The sequence below is a fragment of the Prevotella aurantiaca genome (assembly GCF_015262605.1).
GTDB classification, from domain to species: domain Bacteria; phylum Bacteroidota; class Bacteroidia; order Bacteroidales; family Bacteroidaceae; genus Prevotella; species Prevotella aurantiaca.
Genome location: NZ_JABZSJ010000032.1, coordinates 1 through 22,709, shown reverse-complemented (window position 1 = coordinate 22,709; position 22,709 = coordinate 1). Strand labels below are relative to the sequence as shown.

The window sequence follows — 22,709 nt, the reverse complement described above, 5'->3', positions numbered from 1 at the left end:
ATCTGATTACTCCCGATTATGCAATTAATGTACTATCCAAAGCTGGTCTCCAACCATTTTTAAAGGCATTTCTATATTGTCGGCAAACAGTTGTCCAGTGCCTAAACCTTGAGCGTGGCGTATGTTTGAGCCGTAAATACTTGCTGTCAGTTGCGCTATTGCGTTAAGACCTACGTTGCTTTCGAGGGCAGAAGTAATCCAAGATCCGATGTTTCTTTCACGAGCGAGTTGTATCCACTCCTCTGTTCCAGCCATTCCGCCGTGCAAACTCGGTTTCAGAACGATATATTGAGGACAGATTGTGTCTAATAATTCTACTTTTTTCTGCCTATCGTTCACACCAATCAGCTCTTCATCAAGTCCTATTGGTAGAGGTGTAGCAGCGCAAAGGCGTGCCATCTCTGTCCATTGATACTGCTTTATGGGTTGCTCAATGGAATGAATATCGTATTGTGCCAACGCTTCCATGCGCGAAAGAGCCTCTTTGGGTTTGAAACCACCATTAGTATCCACCCTCAACTCTATGTCGTTGCGACTGAAAGAGGCTCGAATGTGGCGTATCAATTGCAGTTCTCGGTCGAAATCAATAGCTCCTATCTTTATCTTTATACAATGGAATCCTGCTTTTAGCTTGGCTTCCAAACGTTCAAACATTTCGTCGAACGTACCCATCCATACCAAACCATTGATGAGAATGCCTTCTTCGCCACGTCCAAAAGGTGTATCGAAGAAGTTCAAACTACCTTTTGCATTAAACTGCGCCACTGCCGTTTCAAGTCCGAAGAGCATAGATGGATAGGCGCGCATTGCTTCATAATCAATTACTCCCGTACGTTCGTACTCATCGCAAAACATTCTTAACTTGCGTTTGTATTCGTTTGGCGGCATCGCATCACAAGAAAGGTCAGGTAAAGTTGCACATTCGCCCACTCCTACCACATTGGGTTGCTCATCAGAAGTAAGTTTCAAGTAGAAACTTAGACGTGTATTGTAAACTCCACGCGATGTTCCTGCTGGCTGAAGAAAGTGCAACAGCTTGGAAGTAATCGTTATTTTGCGCATTGCCGCTTATGGAAATTGAGGATATTTGTCGAAGTCTGGCTTGCGTTTCTCCAAGAAAGCACGTCCGCCTTCTTGTGCTTCGTCCATCGTATAGTACAGCATAGTTGCATCTCCAGCAAGTTCTTGAATACCCGCCTGACCATCTAATTCAGCATTCAAACCTGCTTTTATCATACGCAAAGCCAACGGCGAACGCTCCATCATGGTTTCTGCCCACTCCACACACTCGTCTTCGAGCTTATCGAAAGGTACCACCTTGTTTACCAAACCCATACGCTCAGCCTCAGCAGCAGTATATTGACGACACAAGAACCATATTTCGCGAGCCTTCTTCTGGCCTACTATGCGTGCAAGATAGGAAGCACCGAAGCCTGCATCGAACGAACCTACCTTAGGACCAGTCTGTCCAAAGACTGCATTTTCGGCAGCAATACTGAGGTCGCATAGTACATGTAGCACGTGTCCGCCACCGATTGCGAAGCCGTTTACCATAGCAATGACTGGCTTGGGTAAGCGGCGGATTTGCATTTGTACGTCTAATACATTCAGACGGGGTACTCCGTCGCCACCAACATAGCCACCACGGCCTTTCACATTCATATCTCCACCTGCACAAAATGCCTTGTCACCCGCACCAGTAAGTAGCACTACACGTATGTTTAAAGCCTCACGACAATACGAAAATGCCTGTGAAATCTCCCAAACCGTTAGTGGTGTAAATGCATTTCGATAGCGTGGGCGATTGATTGTTATCTTTGCTATGTGGTTATATTCCTCAAAAAGGATTTCCTTAAAGTCGAAACCTTCGATGGTTTTCCATTCTCTGTTAGCCATATTATGATTATTTTTATTTATTATTTCTTTTGTAATTGCCTATAAAAATTGCTCCATGCCTTGGCGTCTTCTTCGGAGTTGGTGAACACTTCCAATAGTACAGAACTGTTTTTGACGTTGAGAAATGCTGCCAAACTACTTTCCAACTCTTCCGAATTGGTTGCTGAAAGGTAGCTTATGTTATGTGTTTGGCATACACCTTCTGCTGTAACGCCTGCTCCAACACCCATAATCGCTGCTCGGTGTGCAGATTTTTCCAAACCAGACAACTGCTGAAAAATGCCGCCACCACTATTGTTGAGCAGTAAAATTGATAGATTCTCTCCTAAATTGCTATTCCATAAAGCGTTCTGATCATAGAAAAAGCTCAAGTCACCTATAACACAGAACATGCGTTTGTTTTTGTTTGCAGCTGCCATACCTACTGCGGTGGAGAGCGTTCCCTCTATTCCGTTCACCCCACGGTTTACGAAAATGTAGTCAGACGAGTAGAAATTGCCCAAGCGAACTGCTGAACTATTTCCGTAAACTAACGCTTTGGGGGTATTGTTCTGCTGTAACAGCGTGTGAAAGCGTCTTACAGCCAACATCTGAGAATAAGTAGGAGAGTATAATTGCGCATCGGTTGTTGCGTCTTTGAGAGCTTTTTGCCAATCGTGATAGTACTTTGAAGTGGCAAAACCCTCTAAACTGTTTGCTAATATCTTTATAAAGGTAGTGCTTTGACACTGCACTACGGTGGTAAGATTCATGAATGTGTCGCGAATATCGCCACGTGGATCTATCAAAACCGATTGTATTGGAGTGCAATTTCGCAAAAACTGTTTGCAATTCTTGCTAACAAAGGTGCCCCCCACATATATAATAAGGTCTGGACGTAATACTTCTGCGTCTTCCGCAATAGCAATTGCCGCATCGAAAAGTTGCGGTTCGGTATCAGAAACATCGGAAAGCTTGTCTTGTATCACCACAATTTGTTGGCGTAAACTTGCCAATTCTGCCTTCACTTCTGCCATATTAGACCTTGTTTCCTGTCCTATGATGAGTAAAGGACGTTGTGCTTGTCGCACCATTGACACAACATCGGCTGCAGCAGTAGTATCGTTGCAGGCAGAAGTAGCTGAAATGTATCGCTCTATAGGCAGAGTTGCCACATCATAATTAAACAACGGTTCGCTAATTGGTACATTAATATGCACTGGAGCATACGAAAATCGTTTACATTCAATGAGCGCTTCATTTACCAAACGATTACAATACCAATGTTCTTCCTTCGTTTTGGGTTCGATAAGATGAACACTTTTGCGCACAAACGGAGCAAGAACATTAGCCTGCTGCATGGTTTGTCCGTCCGATTGTCCTACCCATTGTTGAGGACGATCGGCTGAAAGTACAATCAAAGGTAGGTTTTGGTAATACGCTTCCGCCACGGCAGGAGCAACATTCAGTAGTGCTGACCCCGACGTAACGCAGACTACAACGGGTGAGTGCGTACTCATAGCAACACCTAAAGCAAAGAATGCTGCTGAACGCTCATCGGTTACAGGGTAGCATTTTACCTCTTTGCACTCGCAAAGATTATGTACAAGCGGTGAGTTTCTCGAACCAGGACATACCACAGCCTGTGTTATTCCGTGCTGAATTAACAGCGCCGTTAGGATATTTACGTTTTCTTTGCTACTGAACATCTTTATTATTGCGTTTTAACGAAGAAGTTGTCGCATTGTTGATAGCTTAGCTTCAGTTTCTTTCCATTCGCTTTCTTCCGTGCTTTCTTTCAATATTCCGCCGCCAGCATAAAGATTACATATACCTGTTTGCATCTGCATACATCGCAACGACACATATATGTGCGTGTTTCCGTGTAGGTTTAATGGTCCCGCAAAGCCACTGTAATAAAGTCGTTTGCTTGATTCGTTAGCAAGAATAAAAGCTCTTGCTTCGTTTTTAGGCATTCCGCATACTGCTGGCGTAGGATGAAGGTCATCTAAAAGTTGCCCTACGGCTGCATTGGGACGTAGTTTGAAAGTGAAATCAGTGCGTAAATGCACCAAGTTTGCAGCCTGAGTGGTATATGGTCCTTCTTCTTTTATCTCATCAGCACAGCGTTCCAAACAACTTTTTATATAGAGAGAAACGTACTTTTGTTCTGCTTTATTCTTTGACGACCATGTTATTCCGTTCTCATTGTACGGCATTGTGCCTGCCAAAGCCATTGTTCGCCAACCTATACCATCGCCATCAAGGAGTATTTCAGGCGTTGCCATAAGCCAAATGCCCGACTGTGGCGTAGAAAAGAGGGCAACAAACTGACGTGGATATTTCTTACAAGCCTGCCAAAATACCTCTTCAGGATTTAAATCGCGGAGAATTTGTTCTTGCACACAACGTGCAAGCACTATCTTAGCAAATCTATTGTTCGTTAATTCTTTGTGAAAAGCAGAGAAATCTCTGTGATATTGGTTTCTTTCTATTTCGTTTTCGTTTGCTTCCAGCACCTCTGTCGATAAAGGTTTTACGTCCTTTACAAGCATAGTAGTCACTTCATCGGGCTGTAAAAGCAATATTGGGCTATCGTTCGATGGACTGAAAGGTGCAATTACAAATCCTTCTTTATCATCTAATTCAGTAAGCGACGATAACTCAGAAGGTGCAGAATGTTGCACCAACATCGTACATTCTTTAGCAAAAGGTAATCGGTAAATAGCAAACGAACGCATGATAGAGACTCTTTTCTACTATTCTTTCTTTTGTGAATGAACGATATAATTAGTTACTTGAACCGATGAAATGAGTTCTCCTTCATCGTTTTTCACATCTATGTGCCATACATGTAGCTTATGTCCTTGGTGTAAAATTCGTGCATAAGCAGTAACCGTGCCACCATAAGGCATAGCTTGCACATGGTTTCCGCTTACGTTTATACCCAAAGCCATCTTACCATCGCAAAGCGCCATAGAGCCTACACCGGCAACATTCTCTGCCAATGCCAACGTAGCACCACCAGAAAGGAAACCAAAGGTTTGCTTGTTTCTATCATCAACCGCCATCTTTGCCATCAGCGTATCAGGCTCTGGGGTTGATATAAAGCGCATCCCCAAGGTGCGACTCAGGCCTTCTTCATTCTCTAAAATAGTACTATATTTCTCTACGTTCATTATTTAAATATGTCTATCTGATATGTTTAATGACTAATACATCTTAGTTGATAAAAACTCAACTACTGCAAAGTTAGCAATAAACTATCAGATTACGAAACTTAATATATAAAATTCCTCCCCACTCGATATTTATCAAGCAGGGAGGAACAAAGTATGTGTTAATCAACGGTGTTTACTTCACCACGATTTTCTTGCCATTGTGGATATAGATACCACGTGTTGGGTTCAGCACTCTACGTCCTTGTAGGTCGTAATAGTTGCCGTCGCCAGCATTTTCTGCAGTAGCTTCGTTGATGTTTTCAATACCATTAGGCTGCTGTCTGTAGCCAAAAGTAATGGTTCCATCAGCCTTAATTTCAATTCCTTGAACGGCATTAGAGATACTAACTCCATCGTAGAATGTTAGCTTATCTATATTTTTCTTATTCACACCATATAGATTTTCTTTGTGTGCACTATAGCTAAGCTTTTCATTATCAGCAGGAATCATATAAGCACGCATCTTGTTAGCAACGGTATTTACACTATTGTACTCCCAGATACCTTTTTCGTAAGCATAGTGACTCAACATCAATCCATCACCGAAAGTATTTGTTTCGTAACCACTACCTCTTCTTTCTTTATACTCTTTAGGGTACCATGTGTCTGAACTTCTATTCTCAAGTATGAAGTATTCAGAACGATTACGTGGAGAACGTACTATCGCTGCCAACTGTCCGTTTCTATTTGAAACTGGATCGAGGGTTACTATTTCTGGTCCTGTAAGTTCTTTTATCTTCAACCAACCTAAGTAAGAACGCTCGTAAGCTGTATAACCAATAGGTGCATTAGCATCGTTTACATAAGGACCTGCGTCCATAATAGACCAATAACTAAATGGATCGCGTGGCAAAGTTACGAATTGACTGGTGTTATAGAAATCTGGCAAGCCCAATGCATGGCCTAATTCGTGACAGAACACACCCATACCCATAAGTTTACCATAGTAGTTTAACTCGTTACCAACAAAGAAAGAGTTAAAGGTTGTACCTTGTATGTTCTCATCAATATCTTGTTCTTGTGGCCAAATATAGTTCTCATAGAGAGGGTCGTTAGGGTTTTCTGTAGCCTGACCACGACCAGCATAGAACAAACAAATAAGCTCTACGTTACCTGTTGAAGGGTGCTTAAACTTATCGAAGCTGATATTTTGAGCCTTTGCTTTCTGTACTACGTCTCTTACCAATTCGGCAGTTTTCTCATCTTTTCCATAGTATGCGTAGCTGTGATCTACCTTGATTGGGCCAATAACCTCAAATGTTGGCACAAACATACCACGACTTTGTGATTCAAAGAAGTCTTTTACCGAACCTACACAATGGGTTTCATCACTGTAGCCTTTCTCATTGTAGTAACGTGTCATCTTCTCTTTTGTAGTGGTAGACAAAAAGCTTTTGTCAGTAAATTCAACCATTACAACTGGTACAAGTGGCTTTCCGATACTTTGAATACCGCCCATTCCTGAGTTATTATACTCGCCTAAACCATCTACAGTAGATGCGCTGATAACGCGAGTTGGTGCTTTATGCGATGTATGCTTAGGAGCAACCTTCACTAAGTGTAGGTTTTTCTCGGTCTTTGTCTCAGCCAAGAACGCTTTCTCTTCAGCTGTACGATCGCCTGCTTCATGGGCAATGAAAGCAGAAGGCTTTAGTTCTCCGTCACGGATAACAGCATAATAGAAGTCGTTGTTTTCGCCTTTTACGATGATTTTTCCATCAAGTGAAGTATAATAAATACCACGCCCGCCTTCTCCTTGCACTAATATCTTGATGCTTGTGCTGTCGCTTTGTTTCACCGTCCATACCTTTGGCATTGGTCGGATAGCAAGTGTCGGAAGTGTAACAGCTGCCGACAAAAGCATTGAAAGTAAGATTTTCTTCATATTTTCTCTATTGTGTAGAAATTTTATATTTAACAAATGAGTTTGCAAATATAACTAAATTCATAGCAAAAACCCCCATTTTAATTCTATCTTTTTTTGTTTTTTAAGAATATATAAAGTGTCTAAAGCCACATGATATAAAGTTTATCTCATTATCGAAGTTAGACTTTATAAATGCTATTGAATGATACATTACAAGAGTATATAACTAAAATGAACTAAAGAACATCGCTTTTACTTTGCTTATTCAATAATTATAGAGTGCTCGGCAGCTCTTAACAGAACAGTTAAAGATGCTTAACAAGAAGACAATTCTTTAACAATTACGAAACCATATAATAGACTCGTGAAACATTAAGATAAGGTTTGGGAAAATTAAAAAATAGCTTTGATTTTTCAAAAGCGGCACTTTTGTCGAACAAAAGCTATGCTTTTACTACACAAAAGAGGCTCTTTTACGAGGTAAAAGCATATGTTTTACAAGGCAAAAATTATCCTTTCTTTTACCTTTATAGTTCTATCTAAGTGATAAACACTGCACTATGATTGCACTTTCATACCCATTACATAACGAACTTATTGATGTTCAGTAGAGTTAGCGTTGCACACAAAAAGTGCCATTATTTGCAAACAATTTATCATCTGTGCAGAAAACAGCTCTTCTCAGCGTGTTTCACGATTTTAAAATTAACTTTTAACGCATATTATTTAACTTTACTTTACATTATTCTCGTACTACGATGCAAACGTAACCACCTGATTAAGGCATAAAAAAGACAAAAAGAACGAGGAATTGCAAATAATTTATTAAATTTGCAAATCATAAAGATTATAATTCGATTAATAGAGAATATGAACGTTTTAGAATTATCAGAACAAGAGATTGTGCGCCGTCAGAGCTTGCAGGAACTGCGCAATATGGGTATTGATCCATATCCAGCAGCAGAGTTTCCAACTAATGCTTACTCAACGGATATAAAGTCTGAATTTACAGAAGACAAGAAACGCGAAGTCGTTATTGCTGGTCGTTTAATGGGACGACGTGTCATGGGCAAGGCTTCGTTTGCAGAAATACAAGACAGCAAGGGCAGAATACAGGTTTACATCACACGCGATGAACTTTGCCCAGGAGAGAATAAAGACCTATATAACATTGTTTTTAAAAAATTGCTGGATATTGGTGACTTTATTGGAATCAAAGGCTATGTGTTCAAAACACAGATGGGCGAAATTTCAGTACACGCTGAAGACATCACCTTACTATCAAAAAGCTTGAAGCCATTACCCGTTGTTAAGTATAAAGATGGTGTGGCTTACGACAAATTTGACGACCCAGAACTACGCTATCGTCGTAGATACGTAGATTTAGTGGTGAACGATGGCGTGAAAGAAACGTTCCAAAAGCGTGCTACAGTATTGAGAACAATGCGTCGTTTCTTTGATGATGCTGGATATACAGAAGTGGAGACACCTACATTACAGACTATTGCAGGTGGTGCAAGTGCCCGTCCTTTCATCACACACTTTAATGCACTGAATACAGAAATGTATATGCGTATCGCTACCGAGCTTTATTTGAAGCGACTGATTGTGGGTGGTTTCGAAGGTGTATACGAGATAGGAAAGAACTTCCGTAACGAAGGTATGGATCGTTTCCATAACCCAGAGTTTACATGTATGGAACTTTATGTTCAGTACAAGGACTACAATTGGATGATGACCTTTACTGAAAAGCTGATAGAAAAGATTTGTACAGCTGTAAATGGTAAGCCTGAAGTAAAGGTAGGCGATAACACTATCAGCTTCAAAGCACCATTCCGCCGTCTTCCTATCCTCGATGCTATCAAGGAAAAGACCGGTTTCGACCTTTACGGAAAGTCGGAAGAGGAAATCCGCAACATTGCTGTGAATGAGTTAAAGCTCGAAGGTATCGACAGTAGCTTTGGTAAAGGTAAGCTAATTGACGAAATATTTGGTGAGTTTTGTGAAGGAACATTCATACAGCCAACATTCATTATAGACTATCCTGTAGAAATGTCTCCACTCACAAAGATGCATCGCTCTAAGCCAGGACTAACCGAACGCTTCGAGTTAATGGTGAACGGTAAGGAATTAGCCAATGCTTACTCAGAATTAAACGATCCTATTGATCAGGAAGAACGCTTCAAAGAGCAAATGAGATTAGCAGACAACGGTGACGATGAAGCAATGGTTATCGACCAAGACTTCCTCCGTGCACTTCAATATGGTATGCCTCCAACATCTGGTATAGGTATTGGTATAGACCGTTTGGTTATGTTAATGACTGGACAAGAGTATATCCAAGAGGTGTTACTCTTCCCACAAATGAAGCCAGAGGCAAAAGTTCCACAAAGCAGCATCAAGGAATGGGCAGAGATAGGTGTACCAGAAGATTGGGTTTACGTACTTCGTAAGTGTGGTTTTAACCTCATTCAGAATATCAAAGAGGAGAAAGCACAAGGCTTGCAACAAAAACTTGGCGAGATAAACAAGAAATACAAGTTAGGATACGACAAGCCATCGGTTGATGAAATTCAACAATGGATTGACAAAGCACAATAACAAGAAAAAGGAAAGGCATTGCCTTTCCTTATAATAAGACATGTACGACGTAGGAAACATAGCAATCATCGGAAGCGGAAGTTGGGCTACAGCTATCGCAAAGATTGTGGTGGAACATACACACCACATAGGTTGGTACTTTCGACGCGACGAGACAATTGAGCAATTTCGCAAGTTGGGACACAACCCCACCTATCTAACAAGTGCTCATTTTGACACCAACGAAATTCGTTTGTCATCAGACATCAATCGTTTGGTGCAGGATTACGATACGCTTATCTTCGTAACTCCATCACCATATCTTAAAGGTATTTTAAAGAAAGTAAAGCACAAGTTGCATGATAAGTTCATCGTAACAGCCATAAAAGGTATTGTGCCCGACGAAAATTTGGTTTGTTCGGAATACTTTAATAAGGTAATGAAGGTGCCAGATGAAAACTTAGCAGTAATAGGTGGACCATCGCATGCTGAAGAAGTGGCTATGGAACGCCTTACATACCTCACCGTAGGTTGTACAGATACCAACAAAGCACGTGCTTTGACCGAAGTTTTGGTATCTAATTACGTTAAAACAAAGGTATCTCGTGATGTTCTTGGCATTGAATATGCTTCGGTTCTGAAGAATGTTTATGCCATTGCGTCGGGCATTTGTTCAGGTTTGCAATACGGCGACAACTTCCAAGCAGTGATTATTTCAAATGCAATGCAGGAAATGGAGCGTTTGCTTACCAGTATAAATCCCTTGCAACGCAGTATGGTAGACAGTGTTTATCTTGGCGACCAACTCGTTACTGGGTATAGTAACTTCAGCCGAAATCGTACATTTGGCATGATGATAGGAAAAGGATATAGCGTTAAATCGGCACAAATGGAAATGGAAATGATTGCCGAAGGCTATTTCGGAACAAAGTGTATGAAGGAAATTAACCGACACTTACACGTAAACATGCCTATCCTCGATGCCGTTTACAACATTCTGTACGAAGGTATTAGCCCCAAAGTAGAAATAAAATTATTAACAGATTCATTCAGGTAATACGCAAATGGAAAGTATAAAATTAGACATTTCAAAAGCAGCCCAGGTATTAAATCCGGGCACAGTAGAATCGTATGCACCACAGGTAGCGGCAGCACAAGAAGCGTTGGAGAAAGGAACTTGCCTTGGTAACGATTTCTTAGGTTGGTTACATTTACCTACAAGCATTACAGAGGAGTTTATAAACGAGATAAATAGTGTTGCCAGCACTTTGCGCGAAAAGTGCGACTTTGTAGTGGTAGCAGGTATCGGAGGTTCTTATCTTGGTACTCGCGCTATTATTGAAGCATTAGACAACAGCTTTGCATGGCTTTTAAAAGATAAGAAGAACCCTACCATTCTTTATGCAGGAAACAACATTAGCGAAGATTATTTGTACGAACTCACAGAGTTCTTGAAAGATAAACGCTTTGGTGTAATAAACATTTCTAAGTCTGGAACAACCACAGAAACTGCTCTTGCTTTCCGTTTATTAAAGAAACAATGCGAAAAGCAGCGTGGAAAAGAAGAAGCAAAGAACGTTATCGTTGCTATTACCGACGCTGTAAAGGGTGCAGCACGCACAGCCGCAACTCGCGAAGGTTATAAGACTTTTGTTATTCCCGATAATGTTGGCGGTCGTTTCTCTGTGCTTACTCCAGTTGGTTTATTACCTATTGCAGTGGCAGGATTCGATATTTTGCAGCTTGTAAAGGGTGCACAAGATATGGAAAAGGCAACTGGAGTAGATGCACCATTTGCTCAGAATATTGCAGCTCGCTATGCTGCCATTCGTCAAGCACTATATTCTGAAGCTGGAAAGAAGATAGAAATAATGGCAAACTTCCAACCAAAGCTCCATTTTATGGCTGAATGGTGGAAGCAACTCTATGGAGAAAGCGAAGGAAAAGACCAAAAAGGAATCTTCCCAGCAGCCTGCGACTTCACTACCGACCTCCATTCTATGGGACAATGGATACAAGAAGGCGAACGTTCCATCTTTGAAACAGTGCTCTCTGTTGAAGAACCTAACCAGAAATTGCTATTCCCACACGATGATGAAAACCTTGACGGACTGAACTTCCTCGAAGGTAAACGTGTGGACGAAGTAAACAAGATGGCTGAATTAGGTACACGTCTTGCACACGTAGATGGTGGTGTTCCAAACATTCGCATTATCATTCCAAAACTAAACGAATATTTTATCGGACAGCTTATTTACTTCTTTGAGAAAGCTTGTGGTATCAGCGGATTGGTACAACAAGTTAATCCGTTCAACCAACCTGGTGTAGAAGCATACAAAAAGAATATGTTTGCCTTACTTGATAAACCTGGTTACGAGGAAGAAAGTAAAGCTATCAGACAAAGATTATAAACTTACAAGAAGCCCAACCCCTTATTTTAATAGGTTGGGCTTTTTAGTTTTACAAATAACAATGTTTCAGCAAGCAATCGCAGAATACAACAAACAGGCAGAACAACCCTTTGCACCGAAGGTTGTTCTTTTTGATATGGACGGTGTATTATATGATTCTATGCCCAATCATGCAAAAGCTTGGCAAAGAGCAATGACCGAATTTGGAATTGTTTTTACTGCTGAAGATGCATACGCAACGGAGGGAGCAAGAGGTGTGGATACGGTACGAAAGTATGCAAAAGACCAGTTAGGAAAGGAATTAACAGAAGATGAAGCAGCTGAAATGTACCAACTAAAAGCACATTATTTTCACGAAATGCCAACCACAAATATCTTTGATGGTGTGAAAGAGTTAATGCTGAAAATACAGAATAGTGGCTTAAAAATAGGTATTGTAACAGGAAGCGGACAACGTCAGCTTATCAATCGCTTGCTTTCAGACTTCAAAGATTTTATCGACGAAACACAAGTTACCACTGCTTTCGACGTAAAACGTGGCAAACCAAATCCTGATCCTTACCTTATGGGCTTGCAAAAAGCTGGTAATTTTGCACCGCACGAAGGCGTTGTCGTTGAAAATGCGCCATTAGGAGTACGTGCAGGCGTAACTGCAGGGTGCTTCACTATTGCTATAAACACTGGTCCTCTTCCCGATTCAATACTTCTCAATGAGGGTGCAAACATACTTTTCGACACTATTCGCGATTTTTCTAATAACTGGGAACAACTCATAAATTGTTGCAACCTATAAATAAGGTAGATTCTAAATTTGCTCTATAGCGGTAAACCTTCCACAACATTAAGCTTTCCCTTATAGCTTGAGCAGGTTGCAGCAATAAAAATAATTATACAAATATTGCCTTAATCATTGCGCAAACCATCTTATTTGTGCACGTTTTGCAGGTTTTTGTGCATTAAATTTGTGTGATTTATAAAAAAAACGTACTTTTGCTACACTAATTTTAATTAAGCAACAAGTATCTAAACAACACATTATATAATATGAGTTTGAAAATTGTTGTACTTGCAAAGCAGGTACCTGACACACGAAATGTGGGTAAAGATGCCATGACAGCAGAAGGAACGGTAAATCGTGCCGCATTGCCCGCTATCTTTAATCCTGAAGACTTGAATGCACTTGAACAAGCATTACGATTAAAAGAACAATATCCTGGTTCTACAGTGGGTATACTTACAATGGGGCCTCCTCGTGCTGGTGAAATAATCCGACAAGGTTTATATCGTGGTGCAGACACTGGTTGGCTATTAACCGACCGTAAATTTGCTGGTGCTGATACACTTGCAACTTCTTACGCCTTGGCTACTGCCATACAAAAGATTGGCGATGTAGACCTAATTATTGGCGGACGCCAAGCAATTGACGGAGATACAGCACAAGTTGGACCACAAGTAGCACAGAAATTAGGACTCAATCAGGTTACTTATGCCGAAGAAATACTAAAGGTCGAAGATGGCAAAGCCACAATACGCCGCATGATTGATGGAGGTGTTGAAACTGTTGAAGCGCCATTACCAGTAGTTATCACTGTGAATGGAACTGCAGCACCAGCTCGTCCATGCAATGCCAAACTTGTAATGAAGTACAAATATGCAACCTGTCCGATGGAACGTACAGGGAAAGAACCTTGGGCAGAACTTTTCGAACAGCGTCCATACCTTACATTAAATCAATGGTCGGTAGCTGATGTTGATGGAGATGAAGAACAATGTGGTCTTTCTGGTTCACCAACAAAGGTAAAAACTGTACAAAACATTGTTTTCCAAGCAAAAGAAAGTAAAACTATCACTGGGTCTGACGAAGACATTGATAGCTTAATTAAAGAATTGTTGGACGAGAAGATAATAGGATAGGATAAGCTATGAATAACGTATTTGTATATTGTGAAATAGAGCAAACAACGGTACAGGAAGTATCACAGGAATTGCTCACAAAAGGACGTAAACTCGCCAACCAATTAGGCGTAGAACTCCACGCCATTGTGGCTGGAACCGATATAAAAGGTAAGGTAGAAGACCAAATTTTACCTTACGGAGTTGATAAACTATTTGTTTTCGATGGTAAAGGTTTATTCCCTTACACATCAGCACCCCATACTGACATACTCGTAAACTTATTTAAAGAGGAGCAACCACAAATTGCGCTCATGGGAGCTACTGTTATTGGTCGCGACTTAGGTCCTCGTGTTTCATCGTCTTTAACTTCTGGTCTGACTGCTGATTGTACACAACTTGAAATCGGTGAATATGATGACAAGAAAGCTGGAAAGCACTACGACAACATCTTGTACCAAATTCGCCCTGCCTTTGGTGGCAATATTGTAGCTACTATCGTAAATCCTGATCATCGTCCACAAATGGCTACTGTTCGCTCTGGTGTAATGCAGAAAGCTATTTATGAAGGAACTGCAAAACAAGAAGTGGTTTATCCTGAAGTAAGTAAGTATGTTGATGAAGCAGCATATGCTGTTAAGGTGATTGAACGCCATGTTGAAGCAGCACAAAATAACTTAAAAGGTGCTCCTATTGTTGTCGCTGGAGGTTATGGTGTAGGTTCAAAAGAAAACTTTGAAACACTTTTCCAACTTGCCGATGTTTTACACGCAGAAGTAGGTGCATCGCGCGCAGCTGTAGATGCTGGATGGATTCCAACCGACCGACAAGTAGGACAAACTGGTGTTACAGTTCACCCTAAAGTATATATTGCCTGTGGTATTTCAGGACAAATTCAGCACATTGCTGGTATGCAGGATTCGGGAATCATTATTTCAATCAATAACGACCCTGATGCTCCTATCAACCAAATTGCCGATTATGTTATCAAGGGAGATGTGGGAGAAGTGCTGCCTAAAATGATTAAGTATTACAAGCAAAACAGTAAGTAACGGAAGAGGAGAAACAAAAATGGCAAATTATTATACAGACCAACCAGAGATTGCGTTCCACTTGGAACACCCTCTCATGAAGCGAATTGTTGAGCTGAAAGAACGCAATTACGCTGACAAAGATAAATTCGAAGAGGCTCCTGTAAATTATGAGGATGCAATAGAAAACTATAAGCGCATTCTCGATATTGCGGGCGATGTAGCTGCAAATATTATCGAACCTAACTCTGAATCGGTAGATTTGGAAGGTCCACACCTCATCGATAATCGTATGCATTATGCAAGCAAAACTTACGAGAATTTAGATGCTACTCGCAAAGCTGGTCTTTGGGGTGTTAGTATGCCTCGTCAATATGGTGGTTTAAACCTACCTAACGTGGTATTCTCTATGCTTTCAGAAATGATTTCGTCTGCCGATGGTGGTTTCCAAAACATTTGGTCGTTACAGTCGTGCATCGACACACTTTACGAATTTGGAAACGACGAACAACGTGCAAAGTATATTCCTCGTATTTGCAACGGCGAAACGATGTCGATGGACTTAACTGAGCCTGATGCTGGTTCCGATTTGCAACGTGTAATGCTAAAAGCTACTTTCGATGAGAAAGAAAATTGTTGGCGTCTGAATGGTGTTAAGCGTTTTATTACCAATGGCGACTCTGATATTCACTTGGTTCTTGCTCGTTCTGAAGAAGGTACACACGATGGTCGCGGACTTTCTATGTTTATCTACGACAAACGCGATGGTGGTGTAGACGTGCGCCATATTGAACATAAGCTCGGTATTCATGGCTCGCCTACCTGCGAATTGGTTTATAAAAATGCGAAAGCAGAACTTTGTGGCAATACACGCATGGGACTTATCAAATATGTAATGGCACTCATGAATGGCGCTCGCCTTGGAATTGCAGCGCAGAGTGTAGGTCTTTCAAGCGAAGCCTATAAAGAAGGTTTGAATTACGCAAAGGAACGTGCGCAGTTTGGAAAGAAAATTATTACTTTCCCTGCTGTCTACGATATGCTTTCTCGTATGAAGGCAAAGTTAGATGCTGGTCGTTCGCTTCTTTATCAAACTGCACGCTATGTGGATATTTACAAAGCGTTGGAAGATATTGCACGCGACCAAAAACTAACTGCTGAGGAACGCCAAGAAATGAAACAATATACTCGTCTTGCTGATGCATTTACACCATTGGCAAAGGGTATTAACTCCGAATATGCTAACCAAAACGCTTACGATTCTATTTCTATCCACGGTGGTTCTGGTTTCATTATGGAATATAAGTGTCAGCGTCTTTACCGCGATGCACGTATCTTCTCTATTTACGAAGGTACAACACAATTGCAAGTTGTAGCAGCGATACGCTATATTACCAACGGAACATACCTCAGCATAATGAAAGAAATGTTGGAAAACGAGGTATGCGACTGCATGAAGGACTTAAAAACTCGTGTAGCAAACCTTATTGCACAATACGAAGAAGCATTGGAAAAGGTAAAAGCAAGCGAATGTCAAGACACGATAGATTTCCTTGCACGCCGATTGTACAACATGACTGCTGGTATTATAGAATCGTTGCTCCTCATTGAAGATGCAAGTAAGGCTCCAGAGTTATTCAAAAAGTCTGCACATGTATTTGTTCGCATGACAGAAGAAGAAGTTGCTGGTAGCGTTGCTTATATCAAAGCATTCGACAGCAAGGAACTCGAACACTTCAAAGCTGTAGAAACTATGGAATAAAAACAGATAGTTTCCTAAAAGGCGGGTTCTAAAAATCTATCTTTGCAGTTTTTACCTTCCAGTCGAACAGGTTCTTCTTCAATCTTAAAGGAATATAGCAAAACTATACAACCAGAGAAATGAGAAAAAGATGCCAACAAGAAGTAAAAACAATCCCAAAGAGCAAACCAAGTTCTAATAAAGTCATTCACGACATTAAAGTTTTAGAACATACCTTGAATAAAAATAAAATTAAAGCAACTAAGCATCCCCGCTTAGTTGCTTTTTTCGTTTCCATCGTTTCAACCCATTCAACTATACCGCCACTAACAAAAAGCGAGCTAAAAAGCACCACAAAAACGCATTCCTCTGCCCTATTCCATTGATTGATTCCAACATAAAAACAAGCTGTAAGAATGACGCAGAAAATTTATAATTAAAAAATAAAAATTTATAATAAAAAAACGATGAGATTATTATTATAAATTCAAGGGTTTATTATTATAAAATAAAAAAGTAATTAATATCTTTTATTGGCATATTCTTTAAATCAGTTTTTTTCATTATCTTTGCACAGAACAAACTATGCTTTGTAATTCAAACAAATTTGGTTATTTCATTAAGTGTACGATTTTATTAGAAAGAAAACGTCTACTATGACATCTAAAAAATAAATAGGTTGAAAGTATTTCTTACAGAAAGGTAAAGAACAAACAAAAGGTTAATAAAAAGACCAAGTCATCTTTTCAAAATGGTATACCATTTCTTTTAGCCAGATTTAGGGTAATTTATACATACTATCAAATTACAAGATATTGAATTAACGAAAGTGTTACGATTTGGTATTTTTAAATAGAAGCAGAATGAAAAAAGAATATAAAGGAATAGATTTATTCTGTGGTATTGGTGGCTTTCGATTAGCTATGGAGAGTAACGGAGTAAAATGTATATTCTCATCAGATAATGATAAATTTGCACAACAAACCTACGAAGCTAATTTTCATGAAGTTCCAAAAGGAGACATTAAGACTATTAATGAGATAGATATCCCTACTTTTGATATATTAACAGCAGGTTTTCCTTGTCAACCATTTAGTTATGCGGGAGAAAAACTAGGTTTTGATGATGAAGTTAGGGGTACACTTTTTTTTGATATTTGTCGAATTTTAGAATACCACAAACCTCCTATGGTTTTTCTAGAAAATGTTAAAGGATTAAGGTCTCACGATAAAGGAAAAACACTTAATACAATCTTAGACACTCTACGTCAATTAGGCTATTACCCGCATTGGACCATTCTATCTTCACTAAATTATGGACTACCTCAAAAGAGAGAAAGATGGTATTGTGTAGCATTTAGAACAGATGTTAAATTTGAATGGCCTAAACCAATAGACCGACACCCTATTTTACGTGATATTATAGAACTAAATGATAATAATCCATCATTAGCTATTTCTAAATTTGAACTTGAACGAATAGATTATCATTTTACAAAAGCTAAAAATGGCGATAGAATCCAACATGATAATTCTAAATATAAACCTACTACAAAAAAAGGGAAATATGGTGTTTATTCATTTCAAAAAGCAGATGGTTCTTTAAGATTTCATGTAGGAGATCCTGCAAAAACGCAAATTCAAGAGGCATTCTATTCTTGCCTAGATACATATGCCTCTACTATCATTGCAAATAGAACTCCAAAACTATGGGATATCCGCAGAAAGTTGTCTGTTCTTGAAGCAAAAAGACTTCAAGGATTTCCAGATAATTTTGTATTCCCAGTATCAGACGCTCAAGCATATAAACAATTGGGAAACTCTGTTAGTGTGCCAATAATTATAAAGATAATGGAAAACATGATAAAAACTTATGAATCAACTATAGGAAAATGAAATATATAAGTCTAAATTCTGTGCTCGAAGCCTATAAAGGTTTTCAAAATAGCATGACTAATAAATCATGGGGATATTTAGCTATTTTAAAAGGTTGTAAGAGCTATATACGTACTTCAGTCCCGTATGAGGTCGATCTCGATGAAGTTTCAAACTTCCTTGAAAATATTTTTAACTTAAGTATAGATAAAAAAAAGTATAACACTAACCGTTCCTTGCATGTTGTTTTCTCTAATAAGTGGGATAAATATTTTAAAGAACAGGGGAAATTTACTCCAAGCATCTATGACGTAATAGTTTGGGCATATAGAAGAAAATCATTTGAAGATAATGTAACGAAAGAATTTCTTCTTCAAGAATTTTCTAAAGAATTCAACATACCATTAAACTTTATATCTGGTATTTTTAATTCTCGTATAAAAGATATTGAATTTGTAGATTCATTATATTCCGAGAGTATGCTAAAAAAAGGACTAAAAGATTTCGGAGTAGATGTTTCTAAAGAAAATATTGATGCAAAGAAAGTAAGTACTGTAGCATCTCCAGGTGAAATAAGTAGAGGACCTTTTATCCAAACTTTATATGCTGGACTAGAAATAACAGATTATGTTATTATTTTACAATCTGACTTTAAGAATCTCTATGGAAATAGAGTAATATCCAATGTTAAAGTAGAAAATACGACCTTTAAAAAGTATTTAACTTACCGCCCCTATATTACTGCTATCAAATCAAAGCCATTCCTTTTGCTTGCAGGAATTTCAGGTACAGGAAAGAGCAGAATAGTTAGAGAATTAGCAAGAGCTTGTTGGGAAAAAGATTCGGAAGAATACAAAGCACAAAAGCCTAAGAACTTCCAAATGGTACAAGTTAAACCTAATTGGCACGATTCAAGCGACTTACTTGGCTATGTTAGTCGTGTTAGCGGAAAAGCTGAATTTGTGGCTGGAGACTTTTTAAAGTTTATTGCTAAAGCATGGGAAAATATTGATACTCCTTACTTCTTGTGTTTAGACGAAATGAACCTAGCACCAGTAGAACAATATTTTGCAGAATATTTGAGTGTAATAGAATCGCGAAAATGTTGTGAAGATGGCACCATAACAACAGACCCTATTTTAGAAAAATCTTTGGAAGACTGGTATCGTGTACTAACAAGCGAATTGACTAATAACGATGATGTACGAGATCGTTTCTTAAAAGATGGTATCTGTATTCCACAAAATTTGATAGTTGTAGGTACGGTAAATATGGACGAAACTACTTTCTCTTTCTCTCGAAAAGTACTTGATCGTGCCATGACGATAGAAATGAACGAAGTAAATTTGCATGGTGGCTTAACAGAACGCTACGAACTAATTGGAAAATTGGGGAAAGCAGAACTTATAGGTGAAGCTGTAGAAGGTATAGATTTATATGCTGATAACAAAGAAGTTTGCGACATTGTTCTAAATTATCTTGAAGAAGTAAATAATGTATTAGAAAACACTCCTTTCAAAGTGGCTTATCGCACTCGAAACGAATTCTTGCTATATGTGGTAAACAACTTACCTTATAATAAAGACGAAGAGGATAACGACCTAACAGAGAAATATATTATAGCTCGTGCTTTGGACGAAATTACAAGTATGAAGGTGTTATCGCGAATAGAAGGTGATGATATAAAAGTGAGCGATGCTTTCCTTGACAAATTAAGCAATACGATAAAAGAAAAATTAGAGGAAATTGCTGGCGAAGAAAAAGAAGATATCGGTTCTATTTCGTTGAAAAAATTAAAGGAAATGAAAGCGAAACTCGTTTCGGGTCATACTAGTTTTTGGAGTTAAACAACTTAAAGTATGGAACTACTTACCATTAAACACAAAGATTTCACATTGATTGTTGAATGTACAAAATTTGACAGCATATGGAATAAAGCAAAGAATAATGTGGGCGAAGATAAACTATTTTCCACTTACTCTTGGTCTGAAGGTGTAGTTTCAGTTACGAGATGCCAAAATTCAGAAGAGATATTTAATATAGAACAAGGAATAGATGCCCCTGCAACATTCTTTGAAAATGTAGACTACCCTATTTGGATCGAATTCAACGACAATGTAAAAACTGCACAATTTGGATCTATACTTCAAAACGATAACGATCGCTTTTCGTTTCGCAGACATATTTTAGCAGGCTTTCTAAATTATGGCAACGAAATAGGACGAAGCGAAATTCAGATTGTTTACAAGATTGAGAAAGAAACCAAGACTTTTAGTTTTAGCTTTGAAGTACTCAGCACTAAACTTGATTATCACGAACATTGGCGCGCTATAGTAGAAGATATTGAACGAGAATATCGTATGTTATCGTTAGACTATATGCGCCGTACGTTTCATGGATTTTCTCCCGACCAAAAAGGTGAACGTCCTGATATAGTTTGGTGGAGCATATTTGAAAAAGAACAAAATACATTTATTAAGGCATGCAGAAATATTATAGAACGTCCAAGACGTAGATTGCATGGTGAGGAGGTGTATTTACGAGCCGATAAACTAAAACAAATTCCTCATAACATAGAAAACAAACTGGCAGAACATCGCAAAGAAACTGCCTATCTATATTGTGTGGAACAACAAATACAATCGAACGACACACAAGAAAACCGTTTTCTTAAATATGCTCTGAATGAAATAAGCAAACATTATGAAGAACTTAGGCAACGAATAGAATCCATAAAAAATGCTTCCGATAACATGAGAATTGATATGCAAAAGATTTCGGAAGCATTGAAACATTTGAAACGACACTCCTTTTTCCGTAGCATAGGTAGCTTTAAAGGAATTAATCAGGAAAGTTTGGTTTTACAAAAAGCTACAGGCTATTGCCAGGTTTATCGCACATGGAACATATTGAGAAGAGCATATTCGCTTAATGATGGATTATATCGTTTGCAAACTAAAGATATTGCAACATTGTATGAAATTTGGTGCTTTATCGAAGTAAGCCATATTGTAAAACAACAATTGCACTTAGAAGATAAGGATGTGGAACATCATAACCGCATGGAAATGAGTGGAGCTTTTACATGGGAACTTGGAAAAGGTGAACATTCACGTATCTTATTTAGAAAAGATGGTGTAGAATTGGCAGAACTTGTTTATAACCCCAAAAACTCTGACAAAGAGAATGACAATGTAGGAATGAAAGATTTGATTGTTCCTACAGTTCCACAAAAACCAGATATTGTTTTGCAACTTACTAAAAACGATTTACAACAAGGCATGAAAATGACTTATCTTTTTGATGCTAAATATCGTTTAAACGGAAAAGAAAAGGGGGTAGATACTCCGCCTGATGACGCAATTAATCAGATGCATCGCTATCGTGATGCCATCTACTATAAAGATTATGATTCGAAAGCTTTGAAAAAAGAAGTTATAGGAGGTTATATTCTCTTCCCTGGTGATGGAGAACGAAACGATGTTGCCATGTCTAAATTCTACAAAACTATTAAAGACGTAAATATAGGTGCATTCCCACTTCGTCCGAAAGATACGAGAAATAGAGTGCTATTGGAACAATTTATTGAAGATCTTATTAAGAGAAAATCATATGAAACAATAGCACAGGTTATTCCTCAAAAAGGTGCATATGTTGAAATTGGTAATCGTGTGCTTATTGGATTAGTGAAAGAAGAGAATAAACAATATCCCAAGTTCTTAGATAGTACGGCCACCTTATATTATACGGGTAAACAATTTCCGACAACCATTGCATTACAAGATCTCCATTTCTTTATGCCATATATTAAGGGTAAAGGAATACAGGATGTGTACGAAATTGTTAAGGTGAGGACAATTACAAATAAAGAAGTCAAACAAATAGATGAAAAAGATGCAGATAGCGAAACACTCCGTTTAGCTTTTGAACTTCGTCATGTCCGCAAACAATATGCAACTCCCCAACTAATTGATACAAGCAAACTAATTAACTACACTTTTATTGATACTAGTTTTGATGAGCTTGATGGATTTGTAAAGTGATAGATGTTCAAAAATACGCTTTGAAGATTTTTGAACGATAGATCTTTTTTTTTGAGATATTCAAATTTCTTCCTTTTAATATGTTTTACTCTATTTAGTCCTCCCTTAAAAACCTAATATTCTCCTGATTCATAGTATATTATCCTGTAAATAATTTGCTTATATCTGCAAGT

At 38.7% G+C, this 22,709-nt stretch carries 16 protein-coding genes; 10 read left to right on the top strand and 6 right to left on the bottom strand.

Annotation, left to right across the window (positions count from 1 at the left end):
- Positions 1-24: 24 nt before the first annotated feature.
- The 6 genes from HXN26_RS06815 to HXN26_RS06790 form a co-directional block, all read right to left on the bottom strand.
- Positions 25-1,062 carry an o-succinylbenzoate synthase gene (locus tag HXN26_RS06815; protein WP_273159832.1) on the bottom strand — a complete coding sequence of 346 codons (1,038 nt, stop codon included), beginning with the start codon at positions 1,060-1,062 and terminating at the stop codon, positions 25-27.
- A gap of 6 nt (positions 1,063-1,068) precedes the next feature.
- Positions 1,069-1,896, bottom strand: a complete 828-nt coding sequence (menB, locus tag HXN26_RS06810; RefSeq protein WP_025000751.1) for a 1,4-dihydroxy-2-naphthoyl-CoA synthase — start codon at positions 1,894-1,896, stop codon at positions 1,069-1,071.
- A gap of 20 nt (positions 1,897-1,916) precedes the next feature.
- Entirely contained in the window at positions 1,917-3,584 is a 1,668-nt protein-coding gene (gene menD, locus HXN26_RS06805; protein WP_273159830.1) for a 2-succinyl-5-enolpyruvyl-6-hydroxy-3-cyclohexene-1-carboxylic-acid synthase, read from the bottom strand.
- 15 nt (positions 3,585-3,599) lie between these two features.
- Complete coding sequence (locus tag HXN26_RS06800; protein WP_273159828.1) at positions 3,600-4,616, bottom strand: isochorismate synthase; 1,017 nt, start codon at positions 4,614-4,616, stop codon at positions 3,600-3,602.
- An 18-nt stretch (positions 4,617-4,634) separates the two neighbouring features.
- Positions 4,635-5,054, bottom strand: a complete 420-nt coding sequence (locus HXN26_RS06795) for a PaaI family thioesterase (protein ID WP_025000754.1) — start codon at positions 5,052-5,054, stop codon at positions 4,635-4,637.
- A gap of 175 nt (positions 5,055-5,229) precedes the next feature.
- Complete coding sequence (locus HXN26_RS06790) at positions 5,230-6,981, bottom strand: M6 family metalloprotease domain-containing protein (RefSeq protein ID WP_273159825.1); 1,752 nt, start codon at positions 6,979-6,981, stop codon at positions 5,230-5,232.
- Between the two features lie 852 nt (positions 6,982-7,833).
- Between HXN26_RS06790 and lysS the strand changes: the two genes are divergently transcribed.
- From lysS to HXN26_RS06740, 10 genes are all read left to right on the top strand, one after another.
- Complete coding sequence (gene lysS / locus HXN26_RS06785; protein WP_273159822.1) at positions 7,834-9,564, top strand: lysine--tRNA ligase; 1,731 nt, start codon at positions 7,834-7,836, stop codon at positions 9,562-9,564.
- A 40-nt stretch (positions 9,565-9,604) separates the two neighbouring features.
- On the top strand, positions 9,605-10,600 hold the full coding sequence (locus HXN26_RS06780; protein ID WP_273159820.1) for an NAD(P)H-dependent glycerol-3-phosphate dehydrogenase: 996 nt from the start codon (positions 9,605-9,607) through the stop codon (positions 10,598-10,600).
- 7 nt (positions 10,601-10,607) lie between these two features.
- A complete protein-coding gene (locus HXN26_RS06775) occupies positions 10,608-11,954 on the top strand; it encodes a glucose-6-phosphate isomerase (RefSeq protein ID WP_273159818.1) in 1,347 nt (448 codons plus the stop codon).
- 61 nt (positions 11,955-12,015) lie between these two features.
- A complete protein-coding gene (locus HXN26_RS06770; protein ID WP_273159816.1) occupies positions 12,016-12,747 on the top strand; it encodes an inorganic diphosphatase in 732 nt (243 codons plus the stop codon).
- Positions 12,748-12,998: 251 nt separating this feature from the next.
- On the top strand, positions 12,999-13,868 hold the full coding sequence (locus HXN26_RS06765; protein WP_025000762.1) for an electron transfer flavoprotein subunit beta/FixA family protein: 870 nt from the start codon (positions 12,999-13,001) through the stop codon (positions 13,866-13,868).
- A gap of 8 nt (positions 13,869-13,876) precedes the next feature.
- Positions 13,877-14,899 carry an electron transfer flavoprotein subunit alpha/FixB family protein gene (locus HXN26_RS06760; RefSeq protein WP_025000763.1) on the top strand — a complete coding sequence of 341 codons (1,023 nt, stop codon included), beginning with the start codon at positions 13,877-13,879 and terminating at the stop codon, positions 14,897-14,899.
- Positions 14,900-14,918: 19 nt separating this feature from the next.
- Positions 14,919-16,640 (top strand): acyl-CoA dehydrogenase family protein, encoded by a 1,722-nt coding sequence (locus HXN26_RS06755; RefSeq protein ID WP_025000764.1) that lies wholly within the window; start codon positions 14,919-14,921, stop codon positions 16,638-16,640.
- Positions 16,641-17,482: 842 nt separating this feature from the next.
- Positions 17,483-18,514, top strand: a complete 1,032-nt coding sequence (locus HXN26_RS06750) for a DNA cytosine methyltransferase (protein WP_273159812.1) — start codon at positions 17,483-17,485, stop codon at positions 18,512-18,514.
- Complete coding sequence (locus HXN26_RS06745; protein WP_273159810.1) at positions 18,511-20,340, top strand: McrB family protein; 1,830 nt, start codon at positions 18,511-18,513, stop codon at positions 20,338-20,340. Before HXN26_RS06750 ends, HXN26_RS06745 begins: the two co-directional genes overlap by 4 nt.
- 12 nt (positions 20,341-20,352) lie before the next feature.
- Positions 20,353-22,536, top strand: coding sequence for a DUF2357 domain-containing protein (locus tag HXN26_RS06740; protein ID WP_273159808.1), 2,184 nt, complete (start codon positions 20,353-20,355; stop codon positions 22,534-22,536).
- Positions 22,537-22,709 lie beyond the last annotated feature (173 nt).

What these genes read in the sequence shown, in the direction of transcription:
- HXN26_RS06775 (WP_273159818.1), top strand. Translation starts at nt 10,608, where the DNA reads ATGGAAAGTATAAAATTAGACATTTCAAAAGCAGCCCAGGTATTAAAT.
- menB (WP_025000751.1), bottom strand. Translation starts at nt 1,896, where the DNA reads ATGGCTAACAGAGAATGGAAAACCATCGAAGGTTTCGACTTTAAGGAA.
- HXN26_RS06770 (WP_273159816.1), top strand. Translation starts at nt 12,016, where the DNA reads ATGTTTCAGCAAGCAATCGCAGAATACAACAAACAGGCAGAACAACCC.
- HXN26_RS06745 (WP_273159810.1), top strand. Translation starts at nt 18,511, where the DNA reads ATGAAATATATAAGTCTAAATTCTGTGCTCGAAGCCTATAAAGGTTTT.
- HXN26_RS06795 (WP_025000754.1), bottom strand. Translation starts at nt 5,054, where the DNA reads ATGAACGTAGAGAAATATAGTACTATTTTAGAGAATGAAGAAGGCCTG.
- menD (WP_273159830.1), bottom strand. Translation starts at nt 3,584, where the DNA reads ATGTTCAGTAGCAAAGAAAACGTAAATATCCTAACGGCGCTGTTAATT.
- HXN26_RS06740 (WP_273159808.1), top strand. Translation starts at nt 20,353, where the DNA reads ATGGAACTACTTACCATTAAACACAAAGATTTCACATTGATTGTTGAA.
- HXN26_RS06760 (WP_025000763.1), top strand. Translation starts at nt 13,877, where the DNA reads ATGAATAACGTATTTGTATATTGTGAAATAGAGCAAACAACGGTACAG.
- lysS (WP_273159822.1), top strand. Translation starts at nt 7,834, where the DNA reads ATGAACGTTTTAGAATTATCAGAACAAGAGATTGTGCGCCGTCAGAGC.
- HXN26_RS06765 (WP_025000762.1), top strand. Translation starts at nt 12,999, where the DNA reads ATGAGTTTGAAAATTGTTGTACTTGCAAAGCAGGTACCTGACACACGA.
- HXN26_RS06755 (WP_025000764.1), top strand. Translation starts at nt 14,919, where the DNA reads ATGGCAAATTATTATACAGACCAACCAGAGATTGCGTTCCACTTGGAA.
- HXN26_RS06750 (WP_273159812.1), top strand. Translation starts at nt 17,483, where the DNA reads ATGAAAAAAGAATATAAAGGAATAGATTTATTCTGTGGTATTGGTGGC.
- HXN26_RS06800 (WP_273159828.1), bottom strand. Translation starts at nt 4,616, where the DNA reads ATGCGTTCGTTTGCTATTTACCGATTACCTTTTGCTAAAGAATGTACG.
- HXN26_RS06780 (WP_273159820.1), top strand. Translation starts at nt 9,605, where the DNA reads ATGTACGACGTAGGAAACATAGCAATCATCGGAAGCGGAAGTTGGGCT.
- HXN26_RS06815 (WP_273159832.1), bottom strand. Translation starts at nt 1,062, where the DNA reads ATGCGCAAAATAACGATTACTTCCAAGCTGTTGCACTTTCTTCAGCCA.
- HXN26_RS06790 (WP_273159825.1), bottom strand. Translation starts at nt 6,981, where the DNA reads ATGAAGAAAATCTTACTTTCAATGCTTTTGTCGGCAGCTGTTACACTT.